At 68.1% G+C, this 24,042-nt stretch carries 26 protein-coding genes and 1 tRNA gene; 17 read left to right on the forward strand and 10 right to left on the reverse strand.

The features are described from left to right. Nucleotides 1-4: 4 nt before the first annotated feature. Nucleotides 5-994: a WYL domain-containing protein gene (locus tag G9473_RS02740; RefSeq protein WP_291135750.1), complete on the forward strand. Its 990-nt coding sequence runs from the start codon at nt 5-7 to the stop codon at nt 992-994. Nucleotides 995-1,118: 124 nt separating this feature from the next. On the opposite strand, the gene G9473_RS02745 is transcribed toward G9473_RS02740, so the two are convergent. Beyond that, nucleotides 1,119-1,193 (reverse strand) — tRNA-Gln (locus G9473_RS02745). A gap of 50 nt (nt 1,194-1,243) precedes the next feature. Continuing rightward, nucleotides 1,244-2,110, reverse strand: coding sequence for a glutathione-dependent disulfide-bond oxidoreductase (gene yghU / locus G9473_RS02750; RefSeq protein ID WP_291135752.1), 867 nt, complete (start codon nt 2,108-2,110; stop codon nt 1,244-1,246). A 150-nt stretch (nt 2,111-2,260) separates the two neighbouring features. On the opposite strand from yghU, the gene G9473_RS02755 reads away from it, so the two are divergent. Both G9473_RS02755 and G9473_RS02760 read left to right on the forward strand, forming a co-directional pair. Beyond that, a complete protein-coding gene (locus tag G9473_RS02755) occupies nt 2,261-4,339 on the forward strand; it encodes an NAD(+) synthase (RefSeq protein WP_291135754.1) in 2,079 nt (692 codons plus the stop codon). Between the two features lie 51 nt (nt 4,340-4,390). Further along, nucleotides 4,391-5,245: a DMT family transporter gene (locus tag G9473_RS02760; protein ID WP_291135756.1), complete on the forward strand. Its 855-nt coding sequence runs from the start codon at nt 4,391-4,393 to the stop codon at nt 5,243-5,245. Between the two features lie 49 nt (nt 5,246-5,294). On the opposite strand, the gene G9473_RS02765 is transcribed toward G9473_RS02760, so the two are convergent. Next, complete coding sequence (locus G9473_RS02765) at nt 5,295-5,888, reverse strand: NAD(P)H-dependent oxidoreductase (RefSeq protein ID WP_291135758.1); 594 nt, start codon at nt 5,886-5,888, stop codon at nt 5,295-5,297. Nucleotides 5,889-5,949: 61 nt separating this feature from the next. Continuing rightward, nucleotides 5,950-6,663 carry a pirin family protein gene (locus tag G9473_RS02770; protein ID WP_291135760.1) on the reverse strand — a complete coding sequence of 238 codons (714 nt, stop codon included), beginning with the start codon at nt 6,661-6,663 and terminating at the stop codon, nt 5,950-5,952. 136 nt (nt 6,664-6,799) lie between these two features. Between G9473_RS02770 and G9473_RS02775 the strand changes: the two genes are divergently transcribed. Next, nucleotides 6,800-7,711 (forward strand): LysR family transcriptional regulator, encoded by a 912-nt coding sequence (locus tag G9473_RS02775; protein WP_291135762.1) that lies wholly within the window; start codon nt 6,800-6,802, stop codon nt 7,709-7,711. Here the strand turns inward: G9473_RS02775 and G9473_RS02780 are convergent. The 3 genes from G9473_RS02780 to G9473_RS02790 form a co-directional block, all read right to left on the reverse strand. Then, on the reverse strand, nt 7,708-8,088 hold the full coding sequence (locus G9473_RS02780) for an STAS/SEC14 domain-containing protein (RefSeq protein ID WP_291135764.1): 381 nt from the start codon (nt 8,086-8,088) through the stop codon (nt 7,708-7,710). The two genes, G9473_RS02775 and G9473_RS02780, sit on opposite strands and share 4 nt — an antisense overlap. Before the next feature lie 109 nt (nt 8,089-8,197). Further along, complete coding sequence (locus G9473_RS02785) at nt 8,198-9,277, reverse strand: branched-chain amino acid aminotransferase (RefSeq protein WP_291135766.1); 1,080 nt, start codon at nt 9,275-9,277, stop codon at nt 8,198-8,200. A 783-nt stretch (nt 9,278-10,060) separates the two neighbouring features. Then, entirely contained in the window at nt 10,061-10,639 is a 579-nt protein-coding gene (locus G9473_RS02790) for a hypothetical protein (RefSeq protein WP_291135768.1), read from the reverse strand. Nucleotides 10,640-10,673: 34 nt separating this feature from the next. Between G9473_RS02790 and G9473_RS02795 the strand changes: the two genes are divergently transcribed. Continuing rightward, nucleotides 10,674-11,438 carry a TlyA family RNA methyltransferase gene (locus tag G9473_RS02795; protein WP_291135770.1) on the forward strand — a complete coding sequence of 255 codons (765 nt, stop codon included), beginning with the start codon at nt 10,674-10,676 and terminating at the stop codon, nt 11,436-11,438. Between the two features lie 84 nt (nt 11,439-11,522). Here the strand turns inward: G9473_RS02795 and G9473_RS02800 are convergent, their stop codons facing one another. After that, nucleotides 11,523-11,780 carry a hypothetical protein gene (locus G9473_RS02800; RefSeq protein WP_291135772.1) on the reverse strand — a complete coding sequence of 86 codons (258 nt, stop codon included), beginning with the start codon at nt 11,778-11,780 and terminating at the stop codon, nt 11,523-11,525. Between the two features lie 355 nt (nt 11,781-12,135). Here G9473_RS02800 and G9473_RS02805 point away from each other — a divergent pair, with 355 nt between their 5' ends. From G9473_RS02805 to G9473_RS02825, 5 genes are read left to right on the forward strand one after another with little or no spacing between them, the layout of a single operon-like run. Continuing rightward, entirely contained in the window at nt 12,136-12,693 is a 558-nt protein-coding gene (locus G9473_RS02805; RefSeq protein ID WP_291135774.1) for a TspO/MBR family protein, read from the forward strand. Between the two features lie 48 nt (nt 12,694-12,741). Further along, nucleotides 12,742-12,993, forward strand: a complete 252-nt coding sequence (locus tag G9473_RS02810; protein WP_291135776.1) for an accessory factor UbiK family protein — start codon at nt 12,742-12,744, stop codon at nt 12,991-12,993. Nucleotides 12,994-13,011: 18 nt separating this feature from the next. Beyond that, entirely contained in the window at nt 13,012-13,626 is a 615-nt protein-coding gene (locus tag G9473_RS02815; protein WP_291135777.1) for a recombination protein O N-terminal domain-containing protein, read from the forward strand. A 13-nt stretch (nt 13,627-13,639) separates the two neighbouring features. Beyond that, nucleotides 13,640-14,698 (forward strand): 3-isopropylmalate dehydrogenase, encoded by a 1,059-nt coding sequence (gene leuB / locus G9473_RS02820; protein ID WP_291135779.1) that lies wholly within the window; start codon nt 13,640-13,642, stop codon nt 14,696-14,698. A gap of 15 nt (nt 14,699-14,713) precedes the next feature. After that, the gene (locus tag G9473_RS02825; RefSeq protein WP_291135781.1) at nt 14,714-15,802 is read left to right on the forward strand and encodes a glycosyltransferase family 2 protein; all 1,089 of its coding nucleotides are present in this window, start codon (nt 14,714-14,716) and stop codon (nt 15,800-15,802) included. On the opposite strand, the gene G9473_RS02830 is transcribed toward G9473_RS02825, so the two are convergent. Next, complete coding sequence (locus G9473_RS02830; protein WP_291135783.1) at nt 15,799-17,154, reverse strand: phospholipid carrier-dependent glycosyltransferase; 1,356 nt, start codon at nt 17,152-17,154, stop codon at nt 15,799-15,801. The two genes, G9473_RS02825 and G9473_RS02830, sit on opposite strands and share 4 nt — an antisense overlap. A 43-nt stretch (nt 17,155-17,197) precedes the next feature. Beyond that, nucleotides 17,198-17,608, reverse strand: a complete 411-nt coding sequence (locus tag G9473_RS02835; protein WP_291135785.1) for a hypothetical protein — start codon at nt 17,606-17,608, stop codon at nt 17,198-17,200. Between the two features lie 78 nt (nt 17,609-17,686). On the opposite strand from G9473_RS02835, the gene G9473_RS02840 reads away from it, so the two are divergent. From G9473_RS02840 to G9473_RS02870, 7 genes are all read left to right on the forward strand, one after another. Continuing rightward, the gene (locus tag G9473_RS02840; RefSeq protein WP_291135787.1) at nt 17,687-18,226 is read left to right on the forward strand and encodes a TetR/AcrR family transcriptional regulator; all 540 of its coding nucleotides are present in this window, start codon (nt 17,687-17,689) and stop codon (nt 18,224-18,226) included. 44 nt (nt 18,227-18,270) lie between these two features. Then, on the forward strand, nt 18,271-19,488 hold the full coding sequence (locus G9473_RS02845; RefSeq protein WP_291135789.1) for an aminotransferase class I/II-fold pyridoxal phosphate-dependent enzyme: 1,218 nt from the start codon (nt 18,271-18,273) through the stop codon (nt 19,486-19,488). A 351-nt stretch (nt 19,489-19,839) separates the two neighbouring features. Continuing rightward, complete coding sequence (locus G9473_RS02850; protein WP_291135791.1) at nt 19,840-21,342, forward strand: SulP family inorganic anion transporter; 1,503 nt, start codon at nt 19,840-19,842, stop codon at nt 21,340-21,342. 72 nt (nt 21,343-21,414) lie between these two features. After that, entirely contained in the window at nt 21,415-22,032 is a 618-nt protein-coding gene (locus G9473_RS02855; protein WP_291135793.1) for a 2-hydroxychromene-2-carboxylate isomerase, read from the forward strand. 118 nt (nt 22,033-22,150) lie between these two features. Next, a complete protein-coding gene (apaG, locus tag G9473_RS02860; RefSeq protein WP_291135795.1) occupies nt 22,151-22,564 on the forward strand; it encodes a Co2+/Mg2+ efflux protein ApaG in 414 nt (137 codons plus the stop codon). 46 nt (nt 22,565-22,610) lie between these two features. Beyond that, nucleotides 22,611-23,399 (forward strand): LysR family transcriptional regulator, encoded by a 789-nt coding sequence (locus tag G9473_RS02865; RefSeq protein WP_291135797.1) that lies wholly within the window; start codon nt 22,611-22,613, stop codon nt 23,397-23,399. A 4-nt stretch (nt 23,400-23,403) separates the two neighbouring features. Next, nucleotides 23,404-23,931 carry a GNAT family protein gene (locus G9473_RS02870; RefSeq protein ID WP_291135799.1) on the forward strand — a complete coding sequence of 176 codons (528 nt, stop codon included), beginning with the start codon at nt 23,404-23,406 and terminating at the stop codon, nt 23,929-23,931. The last annotated feature ends 111 nt before the right edge of the window (nt 23,932-24,042 follow it).

The following is a 24,042-nucleotide window of genomic DNA, read 5'->3' on the forward strand; positions in this document are numbered from 1 at the left end:
CGGCATGGCGCGGATGGAGAAACTCGACCGGCTGCTCACGCTGGTTGCGGCGCTGGGCGAGAGCGCGGAAGGGCTGACGCTCGACGAGATGGCCGAGGTGATCGGCGCCAACCGCCGCACCGCCGAGCGGCTGCGCGATGTCATTCTCGTCCATTTCGACCTCGAGGAGCGCATCGACGACCGCCACAAGCGCTTCCGCATCCCCGGCGCGCTGCCGTCCCCTTTTACCCAGCCCAATGTCGAGGAGATCGCCGCGCTGCAATCGGTCGCGGCCATGCAGCGGCGAGGGGGCTCGGCGCAGGCGGAGCTGCTCGAAAGCCTGCTCGGCAAGGTGCAGGCGGGGCTGAGGCGCGAGGTCAAGAGCCGCATGGCGCCCGACCTCGACCCGCTCGTGCGCCTGCAGCGCCACCACGTGCCCGCCGGCCCGATGATCGAGCACGCGCCCGAAACCGTCGCCGCAATTCAAGGGGCGATGATGGCGGGCGTGTGCCTCGAATTCGACTACCGGGCGGAAGGGGCGAGCGAGGCGAAATGGCGCCGCGTCGTCCCGCTCGGCCTGATCCATGGCGCGGTCACCTACCTCATCGGCAAGATACCGGGCCGCGATCTCGACCCCGTCCCCTACCGCCTCGACCGGATGAGCGAGGTCCGCGCCTCTAACGAACCCGGCGCGGCGGGCGAGGAGTGGGACCTCGACGAATGGATGAGCCGCAGCTTCGGCATCTGGCGCGAGGAGGGGCATGACATCGTCCTGCGGGTCGCTGCGACATCCGCTGAGCGCGCGCGGCGCTGGCGCTTCCACCCGCATCAGAGCATCGAGGAAGACGGCGAGGAAGTGGTGGTCCGGTTCCACTCCGGCGGCCTGCGCGAGATCGCCGAGCACCTCTTCACCTGGGGCGGCGAAGTTCGCATCGAGGCGCCGGAAGAGCTGCGCGAGGTCATGAGGGAAAGGCTTGATGCGGCTCAGGCTTCGCTGAAGAAGGAGCCGCTTTGATCCGTCGGATAAGGGGGGAAGTGGCTGGGGTGGCAGGATTGTCCTCTGGACGCCTCACGGCCCCGAACCTGCCTGTGCCTCCGGCAGCAGGTTCGATCCTGATCGGGCCGGGCGCTTCGGAAAGTGGCTGGGGTGGCAGGATTCGAACCTGCGCATGGCGGTACCAAAAACCGCTGCCTTACCGCTTGGCTACACCCCAGCAGGAGCCGCGCTCTATAGCGTCTCGCTCGGTGATGTGAAGGGGGGCTTTCACAGGCTCCAGTCGAGTTTCTTGCCTTCGAAATCGGACGGCGAGTGGCGTTCGAGCAGCTTCTCGTCGTCCTCGCCCCAGGTCTTGTTGACGATCCGCCCGCGCTTCACCGCCGGCCTTGCCGCGATCTCGCGGGCCCAGCGAGCGACGTTTTCGTATTCGTCGATGCCTAGGAAGGTCTTCGCGTCGTTGTAGATCTGCCCGGCGACGAAGGGCGCGAGCCACGGCCAGTTCGCCATGTCGGCGATGGTGTAGTCCTCGCCGCCGAGATAGCGCGTTTCGCCGAGCCGCTTGTCCGCGACGTCGAAAATGCGCTTCGTTTCCATCGCGTAGCGGTTGATCGGGTATTCGTATTTCTCCGGCGCATAGGCGTAGAAATGGCCGAAGCCGCCGCCGATGAAGGGGCCGGTGCCGACCTGCCAGAACACCCAGGAGAGCACTTCGGCGCGCGCGGCCGGGTCGGGGGGCAGGAACTCGCCGAATTTTTCCGCGAGATGGACGAGGATCGCGCCCGATTCGAACACGCGGAAGGGGGTGTCGCCGCTGCGGTCGATGAGGGCGGGGATCTTGGAATTGGGATTGATCGAGACGAAGCCGCTGGTGAATTGCTGTCCTTCGGAAATGTTCACCGTCCAGGCGTCGTATTCGGCGCCCTCGTGGCCCTTTTCGAGCAGCTCCTCGAGCATGATCGTCACCTTCACCCCGTTGGGCGTGGCAAGGGAGTGGAGCTGGAAGGGATTGTCGCCTTGCGGCAGCTCCTTTTCCTCGCGCGCGCCGGCGGTCGGTCGGTTGATCCCGGCAAAGCGCCCGCCCGAGACGGTTTCGGGGTTCCAGACCTTGGGCGGGGTGTAGGTGGGATCGGCCATGAACTCGTCTCTCCTTGCTGCGTGTCGCTGCGGCCCGTTCGTTGCCGCGCCTTGCCGCCGCGTGCAAGGGTCCTCCCTAGGAAGAGCGCGCGATTGCGGCTAGAGGACACGGCCAAGGCCGCAACAGGCGAAGGACGATAACGCCCGCTCATGGCAGACCAGACGCACCCCTTCTTCGATATGCACGCCCACGGCCTCGTCCGGGTGGCGACCGCGACGCCCGCGACGCGCACCGCCGATGTCGCGTTCAACACCGCCGGCGTGCTGGCCGAAGCGGCGCGCGCGCACGAGGCCAACGTCGATCTTGTCGTCTATCCCGAACTCACGCTGTCCTCCTACGCGATCGACGACCTGCACCTGCAGCACGCGATGCTCGACCGGGTCGAACAGGCGATCGCCGAAATCGTCGAGGCATCGGACGACTTCACCCCGGTGCTGGTGCTCGGCGCGCCGCTCAGGCGCGGGGACAAGCTGCACAATTGCGCGCTGGTGATCGCAGGCGGCGAGCTGTTGGGCGTCGTGCCCAAGAGCTATCTGCCCAATTACCGCGAGTTCTACGAGAAGCGCTATTTCGCCCATGGGCGCGGGTGCGAGGACACGTGGATCGCGGTGAACGGGGAGGAAGTGCCCTTCGGGACCGATCTCGTCTTTGCCGCGGCGAACCTGCCCGGCTTTACCTTCGGGATCGAGATCTGCGAGGATTTCTGGGCGCCGCTGCCCCCCGGAAACATGGCCGCGCTCGCGGGCGCGCATATCCTGTGCAACCTGTCGGCCTCGCCCATCACCATCGGGCGCGCTGACGACCGGCACCTGCATTGCCGCTCGTCGTCCTCCCGCGCGATCTGCGCCTATGTCTATTCGGCGAGCGGGCACGGGGAGAGCACGACCGATCTTGCCTGGGACGGGCAGGGCGTGATCTACGAACTCGGCGACCTGCTTGCCGAAAGCGTACGCTTCGAGCTCGAGCCGGCCTTGAACATCGTCGATGTCGACACGGACCGGATCGCGGCCGAGCGGATGCGCAACCAGACCTTCGCTGACGCCGCCGAGGCGCACGGGGCTCCCGCCGAGAGCTATCGCCGGATCGTGTTCGAGCACGCCTGTTCGGCAGGCGACATCGGCCTCATCCGCCCCGTGCGCCGCTTCCCATTCGTGCCGAACAATGTGAAGACACTGGACGAGGACTGCTACGAGGCGTTCAACATCCAGGTCGATGCGCTGATGCGGCGGATCCAGGCGACGCGGGCGAAAGCCCTCGTCATCGGCATTTCGGGCGGGCTCGATTCGACCCATGCGCTGATCGTCGCGGCCAAGGCGTGCGACCGGCTCGGCCTGCCGAGGACGACGATCCGCGGCTACACCATGCCCGGCTTCGGCACCTCGGACGAGACCAAGGCGAACGCGTGGAAGCTGATGGAAAGCTTCGGCATCACCGCCGAGGAAATCGACATCCGCCCGGCGGCGGAAAAGATGCTCGCCGACATGGGCCACCCCTATTCGCAAGGCGAGGCGCATTACGACGTCACTTTCGAGAACGTGCAGGCGGGGCTGCGCACCGATTACCTCTTCCGCCTCGCGGGGCTCCACGGCGGCTTCGTGATCGGGACGGGCGACCTTTCCGAACTGGCTTTGGGCTGGTGCACTTATGGCGTGGGCGACCAGATGAGCCATTACGGGGTCAATGCGGGCGTGCCCAAGACGCTCATCCGCTATCTCATCCGCTGGACGATCCAGACGGGGCAATTCGACGCGGCCTGCGCCGAGGTGCTGCAGGCGGTCCACGACACGGTGATCAGCCCCGAACTGGTCCCGGCGGGCGAGGACGGCGCGATCCAGTCGACCGAGGACATGATCGGGCCTTACGAGCTCAACGACTTCTTCCTCCACCACACGGTCCGTTTCGGCCAGCGCCCGTCCAAGATCGCGTTCCTCGCCTGGCACGCGTGGAAGGACCGCGAGGCGGGCGAATGGCCGGTCGATTTTCCCGAGGACACCCGGAACGAATACGACCTTCCCACCATCGCGCACTGGCTCGAGAACTTCTGCCGCCGGTTCTTCGGCTTCTCGCAGTTCAAGAGGAGTGCGCTGCCCAACGGGCCGAAGGTATCCTCGGGAGGTGCCCTGTCCCCGCGCGGAGACTGGCGCGCGCCGTCCGATGCGGTGGCCGACGTGTGGATCGAGGAACTGCGCGAGAGCCTTCCGCAAGACGCTTTCCCGGCGCGGGACTGATTTCAACTGCCCGCCGCGCTGCCTTTTTCCGCGATTGCGATTTTGCTCGCCGTGAACGTCCTGTGGGCGCTCAACGTTGTCGTCTCGAAACTGGCGGTGGACGAGCTTGCCCTGCCGCCGCTGTTCTACGCCGCGCTGCGTTCGGCCCTCGTGGTGCTCGCGCTCGCCCCGCTGTTGCGGCGCGTGCCGGAGAGACTGCCGCGCGTGCTTGCGGTGGGGCTTGCGATAAGCGGGGGGAGTTTCGCGCTGCTGTTCGTCGGCCTGCAAAGCGCTTCGCCATCGGCGGCGGGGATCGTCAGCCTGTCGGGCGCGCCGCTGACCGTGCTGTTCGCGATCCTGTTCCTCAAGGAAGAGGTGCGCTGGCGGCGCGGTATCGGGATCGCGCTGACCTTTGCGGGTGTCGCGGTGGCGATCGGCTCGCCATCGGGGCTCGAGAGCGGCTGGGGCCTCGCGTTCGTGTTCGCCTCGGCGGTGGTGGGCGCGCTGGGTTCGGTGTTCTTCAAGCGCCTGTCGATCGGCGCGGTGGAGATGCAGGCGTGGGCGGGTGTCGCCTCGGCTCTCGTTCTCTTCCCGCTCTCCTTCGCGCTCGAAAACGGGCAGGGGGCGAGCCTCGCCGCCAATCCGCTCGCGGCGGCGGGATGCGTGGTGTTCGCCGGGCTCATCGTGTCGGTCGGCGCGCATTCGAGCTATTACCGCCTGTTCCAGCGGTATGATGCGAACATGATCGTGCCTTTCACCCTGCTCACGCCGCTTCTCACCATCGCTTTCGGCGCTTGGCTGACGGGCGATCCGGTCGGCTGGCGGCTGCTTGCGGGAGGGGGCATCGCGCTGGCCGGGGTGGCGATCATCGTGCTGAGGCCGAGCGCCTCGATCTTCAAGCCGCTGCTGGTCCGCCCGCGGCTCTAGGCGCGAAAGCGCCGCGCCCCTCGAACGAGGCGCGGCGCTCCCGGACAGGTCAGGCCGCGAGGCGTTCGGCCTGTTCGTGGGCGGCAGCGATCTTCGCTTCGCCGTCCTCGCCCATGATCCCGTCGGCGGCGACGATTGCGACGTCGGTGATGCCGAGGAAGCCGAGGAAGAAGGTCAGCCAGGGCGACATGAAGTCGATTGCGCTGCCGATCTTCGTGCCGCCCGAAGCGACCGCGAGATAGACCTTCTTCCCGGTGAGGAGGCCGACGGGTCCGTTCTCGGTGTACTTGAAGGTGCGGCCCGCGCGGGCGACGAGGTCGGCCCACGCCTTGAGGCTCGCAGGCACGCCGAAATTGTAGACCGGCGAGGAGATGACGATCGTGTCGGCGGCCTCGAGTTCGGCGATCAGGGTGTCGGAAATCGCCGCGAGGTCGGCCTGTTCGCTCGTGCGTTCTTCGGCGGGGGCGAGGTTCGCGGCGAACCGCTCGGCGCTGACGAAGGGCAGGTCGTTTGCGGCAAGGTCGCGGGTGGTGACCTGCGCATCGCCCTTTGCGCGGAGGCCCGCGACGATCCGGTCACCGAGCTGGTTCGAAATGCTTTCATCGCCGCGGATGCTGGCCTTGATGTGGAGGATATTGGTCATTGGTGTTCTCCGTTCGGAAATGGGCAGAGGTTGGCCCCGCCCGGCAGGGAGGGGCGGTGGGTCAGGCCGCGTCGACGAGGACGAGTTCGGCATCCTCCAGCGCGGTGACGGTCACTTCGTCCATCGCCGTGATGGCGATCCCGTCGCGAGCCTTGGCCTCGACCTGATCGACGCGCACCCTCCCGCTGGCGGGGACCAGGTAGAGGTGGCGGTCGGCCGAACGGGGGCGGTAGGTGACGGCCTCGCCCGCCTTCACGCTCGCGCCGAGGACGCGGGCATCGGCGCGGATGGGTAGGGCCCCCTGAGCTTTGTCCCCGTCGCCGTCCATGCCGCTTGCGAGCGGGACGAAGGCGCCGGAGCGCTCGCCCTTGGGGAACTTGCGCGCGCCCCAGCCGGGCGCGCCGCCGCGGCTATCGGGGATGATCCAGATCTGGAACAGCGTCGTTTCGGTGTCCTCGAGATTGTATTCCGAGTGCCGAACACCGGTCCCGGCGCTCATCACCTGAACGTCGCCCGCTTCGGTGCGGCCTTCATTGCCCATGGAATCGCGGTGCGTGATCGCGCCTTTGCGGACATAGGTGATGATTTCCATGTCGCTGTGCGGGTGGGTCGGGAAACCCGTGCCCGGCGCAATCGTGTCGTCGTTCCAGACCCGCAGCGCGCCCCAGTGGACGCGCGCCGGGTCGTGGTAACCCGCAAAGGAAAAGTGGTGATGCGCATCGAGCCAGCCGTGATTGGCCGCGCCGAGGCTTTCAAAGGGCCTGAGTTCGATCATCGCTCGTGTCTCCTGTTCCGTCGGCGGGCCGCGCGAAGCGGGCCTCGCCTGTCGAACGCGGAGATAGGGCGGACGGTGCAGACGGATAAGTGCGATAAAACTTGCAAAGATGTTCGATAAATCCGAACAAGCGTGCATGAAACTTGGCGAGCCCAGCATCGACCAGCTGCGCATCTTCCTGTGCGTCGCGGAAACCGGCAGTTTCGGCGGCGCGGCGCGGGAAATGGGGCGCACGGTCTCGGCGATCAGCTACGGCATCGCGCAGATGGAAGCCCAGCTCGGCGTGCGCCTGTTCGAACGCCAAGGATCGCGCCGCCCGGTCCTGACCGAAGCGGGCGAGGGCCTGCTGCCCGAAGCGCGCGCGGTCGCCGACCGGGTCGATGCTCTGATGGCGAAGACGCGCAGCCTCCATGCGGGGCTCGAATCCGCGGTGGGCCTCGTTCTCGACGTGATGGTGCCGGGCGAGGTCACAGCGGGCGTGCTGCGCGATTTCCGGCGGATGTTCCCGACAACCGCGTTGACGCTCAATATCGAGGGGCTGGGCGCGGTCGCGGCCTGCCTATTGGAAGGGGCGGGCGACCTCGCGATCGGCGGCCCCGTCATCGCCGACCATCCCGCGCTCGAGCGGCAGGCGGTGGGCGAGGTCGAACTGGTCCCGGTCGCCGCGCCCGGCCACCCGCTTGCAAGGCTCTCGCGCGAAGGCCGCGCCGCGCCGGGCGAGAGCCGCAAGCACCTGCAACTCGTCCTCGCCGACCGATCGAACCTCACCGAGGGGCGCGAATTCTCCGTCCTGAGCCCGCTGACATGGCGGCTGGGCGACCTCGGGGCGAAGCACACGCTGCTGCTCGAAGGGCTGGGCTGGGGCAATATGCCGCGCGCGATGGTGGCGGGCGATCTGACGCGGGGGAAACTGGTCGCGCTCGACCTGCCGGAAAGGCCCGGCGCGCATTACCGGCTTTCGGCGCTGTGGCGGCGCGACACGCGGCTGGGGCCGGCGACGAGCTGGCTGATCGATGCGTTCCGCGAAAGGCTGGAGGAGCGGGCCTAGCCCGAGCGCAGCCAGCGCCGCGCTTCGTCCGGAGCGTCGAAGAATTCGACCTCCACCCCGTCCGCGATGCGGCGATACTGCATCCGCACCAGCGGCGCGCTGGACACGACGGCGAAGCGGGTGAGCCCGTTGTCGCGCCCGGCGAGGATCGAATCGCGGATCACCTGCGCGGTCTCTCGGTCCTGCGGCACGAAGTCGCGCAGGTCTCCCAGAGCGCTGAACGGCGTCCGGTCGCGCAGGAAGGGGCGTGCCTTGTCGAGCAGCTCGCCGAGGAAATCCTGCATCGTCGCCTTGGTCCACAGCCCGCTGATCGCGAAATGGAGTTCCGCGCGATGCCGGTCGATCGAGATCGAATGCGAGGGCGCTAGCGAAGCCATACCCGTTGACGTAACGGAACTCCGGTAAAAATACTTATAACGCCCGCCAGTTTTTCTTTGCCTTTTCGGGCGGTTCGAGCCCGATGGCCAAGTTTTTACCGACAGGCGATCACAGCCGCGTCACCCAGCCGCGCGGGTCGGGCGCGGTGCCGTGCTGGATCGCGACCAGCCGCTCGCGGATTTTCGCGGTGAGCTGTCCCGTGCCTCCGGCGCCGATGGTGAATTCGCCCTCGGGCGAAGCGACCGTGCCTACGGGCGTGACGACCGCTGCCGTGCCGCAGGCCATCGTCTCGAGCAGCTCGCCGCTTTCCGCTTCGGTGCGCCATTGCTCGAGACTGTAGGGCTCCTCGCGCACCTCCAGCCCTTCTTCGGTCAGCAGCGCGATCAGGCTCTCGCGCGTGATGCCGGGCAGGATCGTGCCGGTCAGCGGCGGGGTGACGACGCTGCCGTCGCGGCGGACGAAGAACAGGTTCATGCCGCCCAGTTCCTCGATCCACTTGTTCTCGACCGCATCGAGGAAGACGACCTGGTCGCAGCCGTGCTCGCTCGCCTGCGCCTGCGGCACGAGGCTCGCGGCGTAATTGCCGCCGGTCTTGGCCGCGCCCGTCCCGCCGGGAGCGGCGCGGACATATCCTTGCGCGACCCAGATCTTCACCGGCGCGACGCCGCCCTTGAAATAGCTCCCCGCGGCCGAGAGGATCACCATGAACTTGTATTGCTTGGCCGGGCGCACGCCGAGAAAGGCTTCGGAGGCGAACATGAAAGGGCGGATGTAGAGCGATCCGCCCTCGATCGGGGGCAGCCATTCGGCATCGGCCAGCACCGCCTCGCGCACTGCTGAAAGGAAGGTGTCTTCGGGGATTTCGGGCATCGCCATGCGCCGCGCGCTGGCGTTGAAGCGGCGCGCGTTCGCCTCGGGCCGGAAAAGGGCGAGCCCGCCGTCCGCATGGGCGTAGGCTTTCATGCCCTCGAAGATTTCCTGCGCGTAATGCAGCACGCTCGCCGCCGGATCGAGCGCGATGGGCCCGCGTGGGGCCAGCACGGCCTCCTGCCAGCCTCCCTTTTCCTCGTCATAGTCGATTGCGACCATGTGATCGGTGAAGACCTTGCCGAAACCGGGATCGGCGATGAGTTCGGCGCGCCGCTCGGGCGGCGTGGGCGAGGGGTGGGGGAGGCGGGTGAAGTCCATGGATCGGCGGTTAATATGGCCGGTGGACTTGGGCAAGCGGGAGTCTTTGTCTGCGCGGAGTCTTTGTTTGCGCACCCCCATCCGGGGGTGCGATGTCCTCGGCCCTTGCGGGCCTGCGGGCGGGCGTGCAGGTGTGCTTCGCACGTCTGCGCCTTCGGCTTCGACTCCGCCCTTGCGGCCCTCTGCGCGGGCCGGACCAGCGCGATAAGCTCGCCACCCGCTAAGGCGGCAAATGCGAGAAAGCACTGATCGGCGGCGAAGCCGCCGCAAGGGCGACCGCCCGCCCGCAGCGGGTCCGCAGCGAAGCGGAGGACGTCTAGCGAGGACGAAGGCGCGGATGCGCCTTCGCGAAAACAAATAATGAAAAGGGCGCTCCCAGCCCGTCGGTGGGAACGCCCTTTCATGGTCAGCGGCCAGGAAGTGCCGCTCACGAAGCCTCTAAGGGTACCGTCTTACCGATAGTGCTCCGCGCGGAAACTTGCCGACCTCTCTGCTGAACCATGAGACATCGGATCACCTCCTTTCGCGCTAGATAGCCAAGACCCGCCGTATCACCGGGGGCCGAGGACCGCGTTCGCCGCTGGCCTCGTGTCCATATGTGAATCATGGGCAAGGGCGGTGCAAGACTTGAAAAAATCTTTTCCCACGTCACAATGGTGCGCCGTTGCATTGAGGCAATTGCAGGGCGTCCGGGCACAATTCCGGGCGCCTTTTTTCATGTTACATGGGCGTGACGGTCGAATAGGTATTCGCGCCTGTGGAAAAGCGCGAATCCCTTTCGGTTTACCGGCAATCCTCGATCACGCGGCTCACCTCGACCCATGCGGGCAGGTAAAGCGTGCGCTGGCCCTCGACGGCGACGGCGAAGCGGCCCTTGGTGATCGCCATCGCATCGAGCAGCGGGTCGGACGGGGCGAGGAAGGCGGCAAGCAGCTCGCTCTGCCCCGCGACGGGCCGCGCCTCGATCGTCCGGGTGAGCGTCTCGGTGCGGATCGTCATTGGGCGTGGCACCGCCTGTTCGCTTTCGGTGACATAGGCCAGCCCCACCTCGCCCCCGGCGCAGCGCAGGATGAAGCGGGCCTCGGAAATGCCGGTTCCGAACTGTGCGAAGATTTCGCCCGGCTCGCGCGCATAGTCCCAGTCGCCCGGCGTCTGGGGGGCGTCGAGATAATTCTCGTAGACCGGTTCTTCGACGACGGGCGGCGGGGCGGGGCGCGGGGGCGGGGTCGGCGCGGGCGCAGGTGTCGCGACCGGCGCAGGTGTCGGTGCGGGCGGCAGCGGCACGTCGGCCTGCGGAATGCAGGCGGCGGTCCCGAAGGTCAGAGCAATCGCGCCGGCGGCGGTGAGGACGGTCGCTTTCATGGCCCTTCAATGCGCGCTAAGCCTGCGCGCGTCCATGACCAATCCGGCGAAACCCTCTTCCAAGGCGGCGAAACGGCGTGTCGATCACCTGCTGGTCGAGCGCGGCCTCGCGGAAAGCCGCAGCCGCGCGCAGGCGCTGGTGATGGCGGGCGTGGTGTTCGCGGGCGAGGCCAAGGTCGACAAGCCCGGACAGCAGGTCGCCGAGGATACCGCGCTGGAAGTGCGCGGGCGCGACCATCCCTGGGTCAGCCGCGGCGGGATCAAGCTCGCCCACGCGCTCGATCATTTCGCCATCGACGTGACGGGAGCGACCGCCATGGACATCGGCTCGTCCACCGGGGGTTTTACCGACGTGCTTTTGCAGAAGGGCGCGGATCATGTCTTCGCGGTCGATTCGGGGACCAACCAGCTCGCCTGGAAGCTGCGGCAGGACAGCCGCGTGACCGTGCTCGAGAAGACCAGCGCGCGGATCCTCACGCGCGAGCGGATCGACCGCGACTGCGGCCTCGTCGTGTGCGATGCGAGCTTCATTTCGCTGGCGAAGGTGCTCGAGCGCCCGCTCGAACTGGCGGCGCAGCGATGCCGCGTGGTCGCGCTCATCAAGCCGCAATTCGAGGTCGGGCGCGAAGAGGTCGGCAAGGGAGGGGTGGTGCGCGATCCGGCCCTGCACGAGCGAGTCTGCGGTGAAGTGCGCGACTGGCTGGAAGGGATCGGCTTCGCTCTCGACGGGATCGTGCCGAGCCCGATCACCGGGCCGCAGGGCAATGTCGAATTCCTCGTGAGCGCGCAGCGCGGCTGAGGCACGCGGAGCTGTAACGAAAAAGGCCGGCGGCAACCCGATGTCGCCGCCGGCCCTTTCTGAAAGCCCGTAAGGGCCGACCGATTACTCGGCGGCTTCTTCCTCGGTGGCTTCTTCGGTGGCTTCTTCAGCCATTTCTTCGCCTTCGGCCATGGCTTCTTCGCCTTCGGCCATCATTTCCTCGCCCATGGCTTCGCCTTCGGCCATGGCGTCTTCGGTGGTTTCTTCGACCGAGGTGGCGTCGGCTTCGGTGGCGGCGTCATCGGCCGGCTCGGCGCAGGCAGCGGTGAGGGCGAGGCCGCCGGCGACGGCGATCAGCGAGAAAAGGTTGGTGGTCTTCATTTTCGTGTTCCCCTATCGGCCCCCGTGAGGAGGTCCCTGATTGGAATGGGACGCGCAAGTAAGCTTTCCTGCCGCATAGCGCCCCGAATCACGGCAAGAATGTGGCGTGATTAGCATAAGCCGCGCCGCACGCTAATAGATTTACCACAATTTCGCCCCATTTCCCCTTTGCTGCCCCGGCGAAGGGCGCGATTGCGGTGGTTTCCGGGAGCCGCGCAGACCATCCCCGAAAGGCAAGGCGCGCCGCATTTGCCTTCGCGCAAGGCTTGTGTATCGCCTCCGACACCGGAAATGACAGGCGAATCGCCTCCGGCCCGGCTGATCGGGCTGGGCGCGCGCCGGGTCGGGAGAGGTCATGCAGACACTCGCTTCGAAAGGGCAGTTGCGCGCAAGCTTCGTGCGCTGGGCCCTGTTCCTCGTGCCGCTGGTCCTGCTGCTCGGCTATGTCTCGGGCGAGTTCGGCGGGTCCGATACGCCGTGGTTCGCCGCCCTTGAAAAGCCCGCGATCTACCCGCCGCCCGCGGTCTTCGGGATCGTGTGGGGAGTGCTGTTCGTGACGATCGGCATTGCCGGGGCGCTGGTCGGCAGCGCGTGGGGCGCGCGCGGGCGGCTGCTCGCGCTCGGCGCCTTCGCGGTGCATTTCATGGGCCCGCTCGCGTGGACGCCGGTTTTCTTCGGCCTGCAGGAGATGCAGGTCGCGCTTGGAATCATCGCCTATTCGGGGGCGAGCCTCGTCCTCGTCGTGGCGCTTTACTGGCGGGTGCGGCGCTCGGCGGGCATCCTGATGCTGCCCTATCTCGCCTGGGTGTGCTTCGCGGGCGTGCTCAACTACGCTTTCATAGTCGAGAATCCCGACGGCGGCCCGGCCAATCCCGACGGGGCGGTCCAGCGCTTCGAACTGGGCGAGAGCTGAGCCCTCTCCCATCTGGACAAAACGCCCCCGCGCGACCAAATAGACGCCATGCAGAGCCAGAACCCGATCATCGCCGACTTCGTCAAACTCGCCAACAGCGCGGCCGGGACTTTCGCCGGCATGAGCCGAGAGGCGCGCGACAATGCGCGCGAACGCCTGCGTGAAGCGATGGGCGGCATGGATTTCGTATCGCGCGAGGAATTCGACACGGTCAAGGCCATGGCGCAGAAGGCGCGCGAACAGGCCGACGCGCTTGAAGCCAAGGTCGCCGAGCTCGAGGCGAAGCTCGCCAAGAAGTGATGCCGTAAGGCGCGCGTCATGCACCTGCGCGCGCCCGCCATCCTCGTCGCCTCCCGCGCGCATGGCGAAACCGCCGCAATCGCGCGTTTCCTGACAGAACACCACGGCCTCATCGCCGCCTATGTCGCCGGAGGGCGCGGGCGGCGGATGCGTCCTGTCGTCATCCCCGGCAACCGCGTTGCGCTCGAGCTTTCGGCGAAATCCGACACCCAGCTTCCCTTCGCCCGGGTCGAACTGGAAGAAAGCCGCGCGCCGTGGATGACCGAGCCGCTGCCCGCCGCCGCGATCCAGTGGGCCTGCACGCTCACCGCCTCGGCGCTGCCGGAACGCAGCCCTTACCCCGCGCTCCATTCCGCGCTCGACGCGCTGCTCGCCGCGATCTGCCATGCCCCTTCGGCGCGCGGCTGGCTCGGCGCGATGGTCGGCTACGAGACGCTGCTGCTGCGCGAGATGGGCTATGGCGCGCCGCTGGGCTCGGGCGCGCCCGCGCTCGATGCGCCGCTGGCCGAGCAATTCGAGGCTTTCCGCGCGCTCCACAGGCCGATCGGGCGCCACGCCCTTGCGGGAAGCCCCGGCGATGGTATGGCCGCGCGCGTGCTGCTGGGCGAACGGCTCGCCCGCATGGTGAGGTAAGGGGCTTTTCGGGATGAAGATTGCGGTTCTGCCGGGCGACGGGATCGGGCCCGAGGTGACGCGCGAGGCGGTGAAGGTGCTCGAATGCCTCGACCTGCCCGGCCTCACCCTTTCCCAAGGCGACGTCGGCGGCATTGCCTACAAGCGCCACGGCGCGCCGCTGCCGAAAGAGACGCTCGACATGGCGCACCATGCCGATGCCGTCCTGTTCGGTGCGGTGGGCGATCCGTCCTGCGACGGTCTCGAACGGCATCTGCGCCCCGAACAGGCGATCCTCGGGCTTCGCAAGGAGCTTGGCCTGTTCGCCAACCTGCGCCCGGCCAGGGTGTTCGAGGGGCTCGAACACCTCTCCCCGCTGCGCCCGGAAATCGCCCGCGAACTCGATATGCTGATCGTGCGCGAGCTCACGGGCGACGTCTATTTCGGCAGGAAGGGCGAGCGCACCACCGATGCGGGCGAGCGCGAAGGCTGGGACGAAATGGCCTATAGCGCGCCTGAAATCCGTCGCATCGCCCATGTCGCCTTCCGCGCGGCGAAGGGGATGGGCGCGCCCCTCGTCAGCGTGGACAAGGCGAACGTGCTGGAAACCAGCCAGGTCTGGCGCGACGTCGTGGGCGAGGTCGCCCACGGCTACCGCGAGGTCGCGCTCTCCCATATGTATGTCGACAACGCCGCGATGCAGGTGATCGCGAACCCGGCGCAGTTCCGGGTGATGCTTACCGGCAACCTGTTCGGGGACATATTGTCCGACCTCGCGAGCGCGGCGGTCGGCTCGATCGGCCTGCTGCCGAGCGCCTCGCTGGGCGAGCGGCAGACGGGCTTCGGCACTTTCGGCCTGTACGAGCCCATCCACGGCAGCGCGCCCGACATCGCAGGGCAGGGCAAGGCCAACCCGATGGCGACGATCCTGTCCGCGGCGATGATGCTGCGCCATTCCTTCGGCCGCGAGGAGGACGCCGCGCGCATCGAGAAGGCGGTGGCGAAAGCGCTGGCGGACGGCATTCGCGGCGGCGATCTCGGCGGGGATCACGGCACCGAGGCGATCGGCGCAGCGGTGCGCGAGCGGCTCTGACGCCGGGCGCGGGCGATGCTCGACCTCGCCATCATCCTCCCCACGCTCAACGAGCGCGGCAATCTCGCGCCGCTGGTGGAGCGGATCGAGGGCGCGCTGGGGCCGGAAGGCTGGGAAGTCCTGATCGTCGACGACGACAGCCGCGACGGCACGGCGGACGAGGCGCGCGCGCTGGCGCTTGGCGACCGGCGGGTGCGGGTGATCCAGCGGATCGGGCGGAGGGGCCTTGCGAGCGCGGCGATGGAGGGCTTCTGCGCCACGGCGGCGCCCTTTTCCGCCGTGATGGACGCCGACCACCAGCACGACCCCGCGCTGCTGCCCCGGATGCTCGCCGCGCTCAAGGCGGGCGAGGCCGAGGTCTGCGTCGCCAGCCGCTTCGCGCAAGGCGCGAGCACCGCGAACTGGGCGAACCCCGAGCGCGAGAAGCTCTCGGGCCTCGCCAACCGCATTGCGCGCGGGCTTACCGGCGTCGAGCTGACCGACCCGATGAGCGGCTATTTCATGCTGCCGACCGCAACGGCGCGCGCGCTCGTCCCGCGCCTGTCGGGGATCGGCTTCAAGATCTTGCTCGACCTCCTCGCCACCGCCGACCGGCCCCTGCGTGTGAAGGAATTCCCGCTCGATTTCGCCGCCCGGCGCGAGGGCGTGAGCAAATTGGACCGCGCGATCCTGTTCGATTTCCTCGCCGGGCTCTATGACAAGACCATGGGCCGCGTGATCCCCACCCGTTTCGCGCTGTTCGGCACGGTCGGCGCGCTCGGCGTGATCGTCCATTTCGCGGTGCTCACCGCGCTGCTGTTCGTCTACGAGGAAGGCTTCACGCTGGCGCAGGCGATTGCGGTGCTGGTGGCGATGAGCTTCAACTTCTGGCTCAACAACTGGCTGACCTATCGCGACCAGCGGTTGCGCGGGGCAGGGGCGATGCTGCGCGGTTGGCTGGGTTTCTGCGCGACCTGCGCGGTCGGCGGCTTCGCCAATGTGGCGGTGGCGACGTTACTGGAGAGCCAGGGCGTGTTCTGGGCGCTCGCCGCGCTCGCGGGCATTTTGATCGGGTCGGTCTGGAACTATGCCCTGTCCAGTCGCTTCGTCTGGGGGCGGTTCTAGCGCCAGCCCGAAATCCAGGTCCAGTCGGCAAAGCTCATCGGCCCGTCGAGCGGGGCGGCGGTCAGCACCTTCCAGAACAGCGCGAAGAAGCCAAGGCTCGCCAGCGGCATCGCCCAGCCGAGCCAGCGCAGCCGCTCCACCTGCCGCAGGTCCGCCAGTGACAGCGCGAGGGCTGCGAGCAGGAACACGCTCGGCATCATGTAGTGATAGTAGAACTGCACCGGCTTGGGCGCGACGATCCAAAGGCCGAGGCTCGCCGCGTAGCCCAGACCCACGCCGACCTTCGCCCATTCGCGCCGCCAGACACCCGTCACCATGCACCACACCAGCGCGGGCAAGCCCAGCAGCATCGTCAGCGGATTGCCGATCAAAAGCACGCCGCGCTGGGCCCCGTCGGCGTATTCGTAGAGGTACCAGATGCCGCGCGTGTTGGTGACCCATTGCGGCCAGGTGCTCTGGTAAGTGTGCGGCGCCATGACCGATTTCTGCAGCTCGAGGATTTCGCCGTGCAGCTCCACGAGGCCGAAAGGGAACAGCTCCCCGGCAAGCGGCGAGGGGCGCAGCGGCGTACCCAGCGAGTAGCCCGGCAGGAAGGTCAGCGCATAGACGAAGAGCGGCACGATCCCGAGCCAGAGAAAGGCTTCGAGGAGGCTCACGCCCGGCACGGGAATGCCCCTGCGGCTCGTCAGCAGGCGGCGGCGTCCGGCGGAAAGGCGCGCGGCGAAGAACGCGAGGCCGGGCAGCATGGCAAGGGGTATCGCGTTCCACTTCGCCCCCAGCGCGCAGCCGATCGCGATCCCGGTGAGCGCCAGCCGCCGGCGGCCCGTCTCCGGCTCGCGGATCGCGGCGGCGAAGCCCCAGGCGGCAAGCGCAAGAAAAGCGGCCATGAAGATGTCGAGCATGGCGATGCGCGACTGGACGAAGAGGTGAAAGCCGCTTGCCAGCAGCACCCCGAAGGCGAGCGTCGCATAGCGATCGAGGCTCGCGTGCCACAGCGCCCGCATCGCCGCGCCGAACGCAATCGTCCCGGCAACGAGAGGCATGATCCGCCAGCCCAGCGGCCCGTCGCCGAAGAGCCATATCCCGAGCCCGATCAACGCCTTGCCGAGCAGGGGGTGTTCGCGGTTCATGTATTCCCCGCCTTCGAGCAGCGCGCGCGCGGCGGGGAGGTAGTGGACCTCGTCGAAAAAGGGCTCAGAAGGGATCGCCAGCCGCACGCTTGCCAGCGCGGCGAACAGGGCGGGGATCGCAAGGCACCAGCCCCACGGGTCGCGCGGGTGCGCCACAGGATGCTGGGGCGGGCCCGAAAACTCGGGCGGGGCGACGACCGGCTGGGAGGCGACCTCGTGCATCGCCCCGGCGCTTACGAAAGCCCCGCGCGCTTGCCAAGCGGCTTCAGGCGGCCCGCGTGTCCGAGGCGCGCGCCTCGAGCCAGAACAGCCGCGCGGCCATGGCGAGCAGGCCGATGCTCGCGGTCGCGACCACTAGCAGGAACCACAGGGGCAGGTTCATCCCCGCCGCCCGCGCGCGCGGCGCGATCAGGACGAGCGCGAGCGTCACCGCGATCAGCAGATCCCACCACACCTGCACGCCCCACAGGTTCGCGGTGTGGTTCTCCCACACCGGCAGCACCCCCTCGCTCGCCAGCACCACCCCCGTGAAGGCCGCGAAACCGGCGGCGAGCGCGGCGGCGAGATGCGGATTGCCGCGCGCTACGGGCCGCGCGAGGACGGCGAGGATCGCAAGCACCGCGCCGGCGAGCCCGGCGAGGAATAGGACGACGGGGGGCGTGAATTCGAGCGGCATGGGGCGAATCTCCGGGTTTGGTGTAGCGAGTGCTACACCCGTCTTGTAGCCTGATGTAGCGCCCGCTACAATACCCGCATGGCCAAGCCTCCGCTCTCGCGCGAAACCCTGCTCCCGGCGCTCGCCGCGCACGTCCTCGAACACGGGCTCGCAGGCGCGAGCCTGCGCCCGCTCGCGCGCGCGGCGGGGACGAGCGACCGGATGCTCATCTACCATTTCGGCTCCAAGGCCGCGCTCGTCGCCGACCTCCTCGCCTTCGTCGCGGAGCGCTATGCCGAGGCGCTCGATGCCGCTCTGGGCGAGGACCGCGGCGCCACCCGGCAGGAGGTCGCCGCGCGCGTGCTCGCCAAGGCGGGCGGCGAGGAAATGCAGCCCTTCATGGCGCTGTGGTGGGAAATCGTCGCGGGCTCGGCGCGCGAGCTTCCCGGCTACCGCGAGGCGGCGGGCGCGGTGATGGACCGGATGCTTCGCTGGCTCGAAGGGCAGATGCCCGCGGGCGACCCCGACCCGCAGGGCGGGGCGCGCTATCTGCTCACCCTGATCGAAGGGGCGATGATGCTGTCGGCCGCGGGCCGCCCCCGCATCGCGCGCGAGGGGCTGGTCGCCAGCGGCCTGTAACGCGGCTTGTAAGGCGCCCCGCCACCGCCTAATCGCTTGCCTCCATGAAGAAGACCACCGGAATGGACCGCAAGGTCACGCAGAAATGGCGTCCCGCGACGCAGGTCGTGCGCGGCGGCACGTGGCGCAGCGAAGAGGGCGAGACGAGCGAGGCGATGTTCCTCACCTCGGGCTATTCCTACGACGACGCGCAAACGGTCGCGGACCGGTTCGCGGGCGAGGCGCAAGGCATGACCTATTCGCGCCTCCAGAACCCGACCGTCGCCATGCTGGAAGAGCGCATCGCGCTGATCGAGGGGGCGGAAGCCGCCCGCGCGCAGGCGAGCGGGATGGCGGCGATGACGGCGGCGCTTTTGTGCCAGCTTTCGGTCGGCGATCATTGCGTCGCCGCGCGCGCCGCGTTCGGTTCGTGCCGCTGGCTGGTCGATAATCTCCTGCCGCGCTTCGGGATCGAGACCACGGTGATCGACAGCGCCGACAACGCCGCGTGGGAAGCCGCGATCCGGCCCAACACCAGGGTCTTCTTCTTCGAGACCCCGGCGAACCCGACGCTCGACATCGTCGATTTGCAATTCGTCTGCGACCTCGCCCGCGCGCATGGCATCACCACGGTCGTGGACAACGCCTTCGCCACCCCCGTGTTGCAGCGCCCGATGGAATTCGGCGCGGACGTGGTGGCTTACAGCGCGACCAAGATGATGGACGGGCAGGGCCGGGTGCTGGCGGGCGCGATCTGCGCCTCGAAGCAGTGGATCGACGAGGTGTTGATGCCGTTCCAGCGCAACACCGGGCCGACGCTTTCGGCCTTCAACGCCTGGGTGGTTCTGAAGGGGCTGGAAACGCTCGACCTGCGCGCCCACCAGCAAAGCCGCAACGCCGTCGCCATGGGCCGCTTCATCGAGGAGCGGGTCGAAAAGGCGGGCGGGCGGATGCTCCATCCGGGGCTCGAAAGCCACCCGCGCCACGCGCTCGCGAAACAGCAGATGGACGCGACCGGTCCGATCTTCGCTTTCGACGTCGGCACGCGCGAGCGCGCCTTCGCCCTGCTCGACGCGCTCGAATTGATCGACATCTCCAACAATATCGGGGATGCGAAGACGCTGATGTGCCACCCGGCCTCGACCACCCACGCCAACATGGGCGAAGAGGCGAGGGCGGAGATGGGCGTGACCGACGGCCTCATCCGCATCAATGTCGGGCTGGAGGACATTGCCGACCTCACCGAGGATATGGACCGCGCGCTGGCCGCTGCCGGGATCTGAGACAAGCGCAAGGGGCCGGGCCGCCCGCTTGTGCCTCGGTGAAGAGAGCGGGCGGCCCGGCCGGTGCACATGGCGGCTTGCCGTGAAGGCGGGACCGCTCGGAAACGACCTGTCAGAAACCCGTGCCTTGATGGCCTTGGGGGGTTCCCGAGGACGTGCTCCTTGTGAACCGGCGGGGCTAACGAAACGCGCAAGGGCACGGGTAATACCGCGTCAACCACGTTGGGCGCGAGGCCGGCACTGCGCCGGGGCGGGGCGGTTGTGCATTGCAGCATGATCGGCTAGGTCGAAGGCGACTTTCACGCGCCGCGCCTCTGCCGTGCGGCCCCAGATTCCGGAAAAATTCCGCCCATGATCCAAGACCGCTCCTTCGCGGCCCGGCTGCGCCATGACTGGTTCGCCCAGCCGCGCGCCGACATTCTCGCCGGCATCGTGGTCGCGCTCGCGCTGATTCCCGAGGCGATCGGCTTCGCGCTCATCGCCGGGGTCGATCCCAGCGTCGGCCTCTATGCGAGCGTGGTGATCGCCATGGTGATCGCCTTTACCGGCGGGCGGCCCGGGATGATCTCGGCGGCGACCGCGGCGGTGGCGGTGGTGGTCGTGCCGCTGGTGCGCGAATACGGGGTGGAATACCTTTTTGCCGCTACGATCCTGATGGGCGTGTTCCAGGGGATCGCGGCGCTGCTGCGTTTGGACCTCCTGATGCAGTTCGTCAGCCGCAGCGTCATCACCGGATTCGTCAACGCGCTCGCCATCCTCATCTTCATGGCGCAGATCCCGCAGCTGACGGGTGTGGGGGTGGAAACCTACGTCATGGTCGCGGTGGGGCTGGCGATCATCTATCTCCTGCCGCGCGTGACCAAGGCCGTGCCGAGCCCGCTGGTCGCGATCCTGCTGCTGACGGGCGCGGCGATATACTGGGGCCTGCCGGTCAACACGGTCGCGGGCGAGGGCGAGCTGCCGGACGGCCTGCCGTTCTTCCGCCTGCCGGACGTGCCGCTGACGATGGAGACGCTGCGGATCATCGCGCCCTATTCGCTGACCATGGCGGCGGTCGGACTGCTTGAAAGCCTGCTGACCGCGCAGATCGTCGACGACATGACTCACACCGACAGCGACAAGCGCCGCGAGAGCGCGGGGCAGGGGGCGGCGAACATGGCGGCGGCCTTCTTCGGCGGGATGGGGGGCTGTGCGATGATCGGCCAGTCGGTCATCAACGTCGCGAGCGGAGGGCGCGGGCGGCTCTCGACCTTCACAGCGGGAGCCTTCCTGCTGTTCCTGCTGACCGTGCTGGGCGACTGGGTCGGGCAGGTGCCGATGCCCGCGCTGGTCGCGGTGATGATCATGGTGTCGATCGGGACGTTCTCATGGAACTCGATCCCCAACCTGCGCCGCCACCCGCCGACCTCGAGCGCGGTGATGATCGCGACCGTGGTGGTGGTCGTGTGGACCCACGACCTCGCGCTGGGCGTGCTGACGGGGGTGCTGCTCTCGGGCATCTTCTTCGCGGGCAAGGTGCGCAACCTGTTCGATGTCGAGCGGGTGCGCCGGCCCCATTCGGCGGTCTATGTCGTCACCGGCGAGATCTTCTTCGCCAGCGTCGACAAGTTCATCGAGAAACTCGGCCCCGAAAGCGCCCATGAGGACGCCGCGCACCATGTCGTGATCGACGTCTCCCGCGCGCATTTCTGGGACATCTCGGCGATCGGCGCGCTGGAAAAAGTGGTCGAGCGTATGCGCCGCAACGGGCGGCACACGCGGGTCGTGGGGCTGAACCGGGCGAGCGCGGACCTGTTCGACAAGTTCGCGCTGGAGGACCGCACCGGACTGGAGCTGGGCCTCGCGCCGCACTGACACTTTAGCCCGCTTGCCGCCCCCGCGCGTCCGTGCAATCGCTCGTCCGCGCAATTTCGAGGGAGCCTCCGCATGGCCAAGAGCGTCGAACTGGTCTTCGATTTCGTCAGCCCCAACGCCTATCTCGTGTGGTGGCCGCTGCGCGACCTGTGCGCGCGGCACGGGGCGGAGCTGGTCGTCACGCCCGTATTCCTCGCCGGGATGCACCGCATCACCGGCAACGCCCCGCCGATGATCCGCGACAAGGACGTGCGCGGCAAGAACGAATACGCCCAGCTCGAAATGGACCGCTTCATCGCGAAGCACGGCCTCACCGCCTATCGCCTCCACCCGCAATTCCCGTTCAATTCGATCACCCTGCAAAGAATGCTCTTCGCCGCGTGCGAGGACGGGCGCGGGGTCGATTTCGCCGAGGGCCTGCTGCGCCCGATCTGGGAGGAGGGTATCGACATTACCGACCCGCAGGCGCTTGGGCAGGCGATCGCGGCGGCGGGGTTCGATCCGCAGGCCCTTTTCGAACGCGCGCAGGCCGAGGAGGTCAAGCAGGGGCTCGCCGCCAACACCGACGCGGTGGTCGAACGCGGCGCTTTCGGCATCCCGACCATGTGGGTTCCTGCAGGCGCGGGGCGCGAGGCGATGTTCTTCGGCAAGGAGCGCCTGGACCAGGTCGAAGAGGCGCTCGCCGCCTGACCCCAACGCGATTTGTGCGTTGCAAAAATGCCAGCCCGCAGCGCCCTTCGGGATACGCCGGTGAAATCGCGCGTTGCCCCCTTGTGAGCAGGACGGGAATCGCTACCTTGGAGACGTCATGAAAGAGCTGTTCCAACACGCTGCCACGACCGACGGGGTGACCGTCCGGGTCGCCGTCAATTTCCTGCCGGAACAATCGCATCCCGAAGCCGGCAAGTGGTTCTGGGTCTATCACATCCGGATCGAGAACGGCTCGCACGAATCGCTCCAGCTGCGCACCCGCCACTGGCGCATCACCGATGCGCGCGGGATGGTGAACCATGTCGACGGCGAAGGCGTGGTCGGCGAACAGCCCGTCCTCGCACCGGGTGAGAGCCATGATTACGTCTCCGGCTGCCCGCTGACGACGCCGCACGGCTCGATGGAAGGCTTCTACACCTTCACCCGCGCCGACGGCACGCCGTTCGAAGTGCGCATCCCCTTCTTCCCGCTCGCCGCGCCCGAAACCGCCGACGGGCGCTCCTCGGCGTAAACGCGCGCGCTTGCGCGGCCCGGCGGCGCTGGCTAGGCGCTGAAGGGTGAAGCGCACCCATCTCCCCTTGAACGCCCTGCGCGTGTTCGACGCGGCGGCGCGGCACCTGTCCTTCACCCGCGCGGCGGACGAGCTTGCCGTCACCCCCGCCGCGGTCGGCCAGCAGATCCGCGCATTGGAGGACCATCTCGGCGTGGTCCTGTTCCGCCGCACCTCCAAGGGGCTCGAACTCACCAGCGAGGGTGAGGCCGGGCTCGACCCCTTGCGCGAAGGCTTCCTGAGGTTCGAGGAAAGCGTGCAGGCGATGCAGGCCGGGCAGGCCTCCGACCGCTATACCATCGCCGCCCCGCGCGAATTCTACTCGGTCTGGTTCGCCGCCCGCCTCGCCGCCTTCCAGGCCGACCGGCCGGGCATCCAGTACATCCTCGCAGCCAGCGAGGAGACGGATTTCACCGAGGCCAATCTCGACCTCGCGGTGCGCCTCGTCGAAGGGCCGGGCGATCTCGAAGGCATCCAGCTCACCCCGGCGAAGCGCATCGCCGTCGCCGCCCCTGACGCGCGTGAGGCATGGATCGACTGGCCCGGCGCGGCCCTGCCCGAAGGCGTCACCCCCTGCATCCGCGCGGCCAATCCGGGACAGGCGCTCTCCAGCGTGCTGGCGGGCATGGGGCGCACCGTCCTGCCGCTCGCGCTGGCCGAGGCGGCGCTCGAAGACGGGCGGCTAGACGCGCTTGGCGAGCCCGAGGAAAGCCGCCGGGCCTACTGGCTGGTCGCCCCGCTGCCGCAATGGCGGCAAAAGAAGGTCCGCGCCCTGGTCGAATTCCTTACCGCGTGACCCGATGATCCGGCCCGTCACCGAACTCGAAACGCCGCGCTTCCTCATGCGGCCCCTGCGCCGATCCGACCTCGCCGCGCTGTTCCCGACGATGTCCGACGAGGCCCACGCGCTCTATCTCACGCGGCCCGCCTTCGCCTCGCATACCGAGTTGTGGCAATGGCTCGCGGCGCCCGACTGGCCGGGCCGCACGTGGATTGCCGAGGACCGGGAAAGCGGCGCGCTCGCGGGCCGCTTCGTCGCGGTCCCGACGGGGCGCGAGGGAGTCGAGGAAATCGGCTACATCACCTGCATCGAGAGGCTCGGCCAGGGCGTCGCGCGCGAATGCACCGCCGCGCTGGTGCGCCACCTGTTCGATACCGGCACACGCAAGATCGTCGCCGAGGTCGATACCCGCAACACGCCGTCCGTCCGCCTGCTCGAAACGCTCGGCTTCACCCGCGAGGCGCACCTGCGCGAACACGAGGAAACCCACGCGGGAATGTGCGACGTCTATCTCTACGGCCTGCTCGCGAGCGAAGCGCGAGCCTAGCGAAGCGGAAGCGGGCGGGACGAAGCGGCAGGGATCGATCCGGCCCGCCGCGTTCGTCCGCTTCATCCGCAGGGGTGCGAGAGGGCAGGGACAGGGTTAAGGCGCCGTTAG

Origin of the sequence: Erythrobacter sp., from assembly GCF_011765465.1 — a bacterium.
Classification (GTDB): Bacteria; Pseudomonadota; Alphaproteobacteria; order Sphingomonadales; family Sphingomonadaceae; genus Erythrobacter.

Coding starts and splice junctions, on each gene's coding strand:
- G9473_RS02740 (WP_291135750.1), top strand. CDS start 5: ATGGCGCGGATGGAGAAACTCGACCGGCTGCTCACGCTGGTTGCGGCG.
- yghU (WP_291135752.1), bottom strand. CDS start 2,110: ATGGCCGATCCCACCTACACCCCGCCCAAGGTCTGGAACCCCGAAACC.
- G9473_RS02755 (WP_291135754.1), top strand. CDS start 2,261: ATGGCAGACCAGACGCACCCCTTCTTCGATATGCACGCCCACGGCCTC.
- G9473_RS02765 (WP_291135758.1), bottom strand. CDS start 5,888: ATGACCAATATCCTCCACATCAAGGCCAGCATCCGCGGCGATGAAAGC.
- G9473_RS02770 (WP_291135760.1), bottom strand. CDS start 6,663: ATGATCGAACTCAGGCCCTTTGAAAGCCTCGGCGCGGCCAATCACGGC.
- G9473_RS02775 (WP_291135762.1), top strand. CDS start 6,800: ATGAAACTTGGCGAGCCCAGCATCGACCAGCTGCGCATCTTCCTGTGC.
- G9473_RS02780 (WP_291135764.1), bottom strand. CDS start 8,088: ATGGCTTCGCTAGCGCCCTCGCATTCGATCTCGATCGACCGGCATCGC.
- G9473_RS02785 (WP_291135766.1), bottom strand. CDS start 9,277: ATGGACTTCACCCGCCTCCCCCACCCCTCGCCCACGCCGCCCGAGCGG.
- G9473_RS02790 (WP_291135768.1), bottom strand. CDS start 10,639: ATGAAAGCGACCGTCCTCACCGCCGCCGGCGCGATTGCTCTGACCTTC.
- G9473_RS02795 (WP_291135770.1), top strand. CDS start 10,674: ATGACCAATCCGGCGAAACCCTCTTCCAAGGCGGCGAAACGGCGTGTC.
- G9473_RS02800 (WP_291135772.1), bottom strand. CDS start 11,780: ATGAAGACCACCAACCTTTTCTCGCTGATCGCCGTCGCCGGCGGCCTC.
- G9473_RS02805 (WP_291135774.1), top strand. CDS start 12,136: ATGCAGACACTCGCTTCGAAAGGGCAGTTGCGCGCAAGCTTCGTGCGC.
- G9473_RS02810 (WP_291135776.1), top strand. CDS start 12,742: ATGCAGAGCCAGAACCCGATCATCGCCGACTTCGTCAAACTCGCCAAC.
- G9473_RS02815 (WP_291135777.1), top strand. CDS start 13,012: ATGCACCTGCGCGCGCCCGCCATCCTCGTCGCCTCCCGCGCGCATGGC.
- leuB (WP_291135779.1), top strand. CDS start 13,640: ATGAAGATTGCGGTTCTGCCGGGCGACGGGATCGGGCCCGAGGTGACG.
- G9473_RS02825 (WP_291135781.1), top strand. CDS start 14,714: ATGCTCGACCTCGCCATCATCCTCCCCACGCTCAACGAGCGCGGCAAT.
- G9473_RS02830 (WP_291135783.1), bottom strand. CDS start 17,154: ATGCACGAGGTCGCCTCCCAGCCGGTCGTCGCCCCGCCCGAGTTTTCG.
- G9473_RS02835 (WP_291135785.1), bottom strand. CDS start 17,608: ATGCCGCTCGAATTCACGCCCCCCGTCGTCCTATTCCTCGCCGGGCTC.
- G9473_RS02840 (WP_291135787.1), top strand. CDS start 17,687: ATGGCCAAGCCTCCGCTCTCGCGCGAAACCCTGCTCCCGGCGCTCGCC.
- G9473_RS02845 (WP_291135789.1), top strand. CDS start 18,271: ATGAAGAAGACCACCGGAATGGACCGCAAGGTCACGCAGAAATGGCGT.
- G9473_RS02850 (WP_291135791.1), top strand. CDS start 19,840: ATGATCCAAGACCGCTCCTTCGCGGCCCGGCTGCGCCATGACTGGTTC.
- G9473_RS02855 (WP_291135793.1), top strand. CDS start 21,415: ATGGCCAAGAGCGTCGAACTGGTCTTCGATTTCGTCAGCCCCAACGCC.
- apaG (WP_291135795.1), top strand. CDS start 22,151: ATGAAAGAGCTGTTCCAACACGCTGCCACGACCGACGGGGTGACCGTC.
- G9473_RS02870 (WP_291135799.1), top strand. CDS start 23,404: ATGATCCGGCCCGTCACCGAACTCGAAACGCCGCGCTTCCTCATGCGG.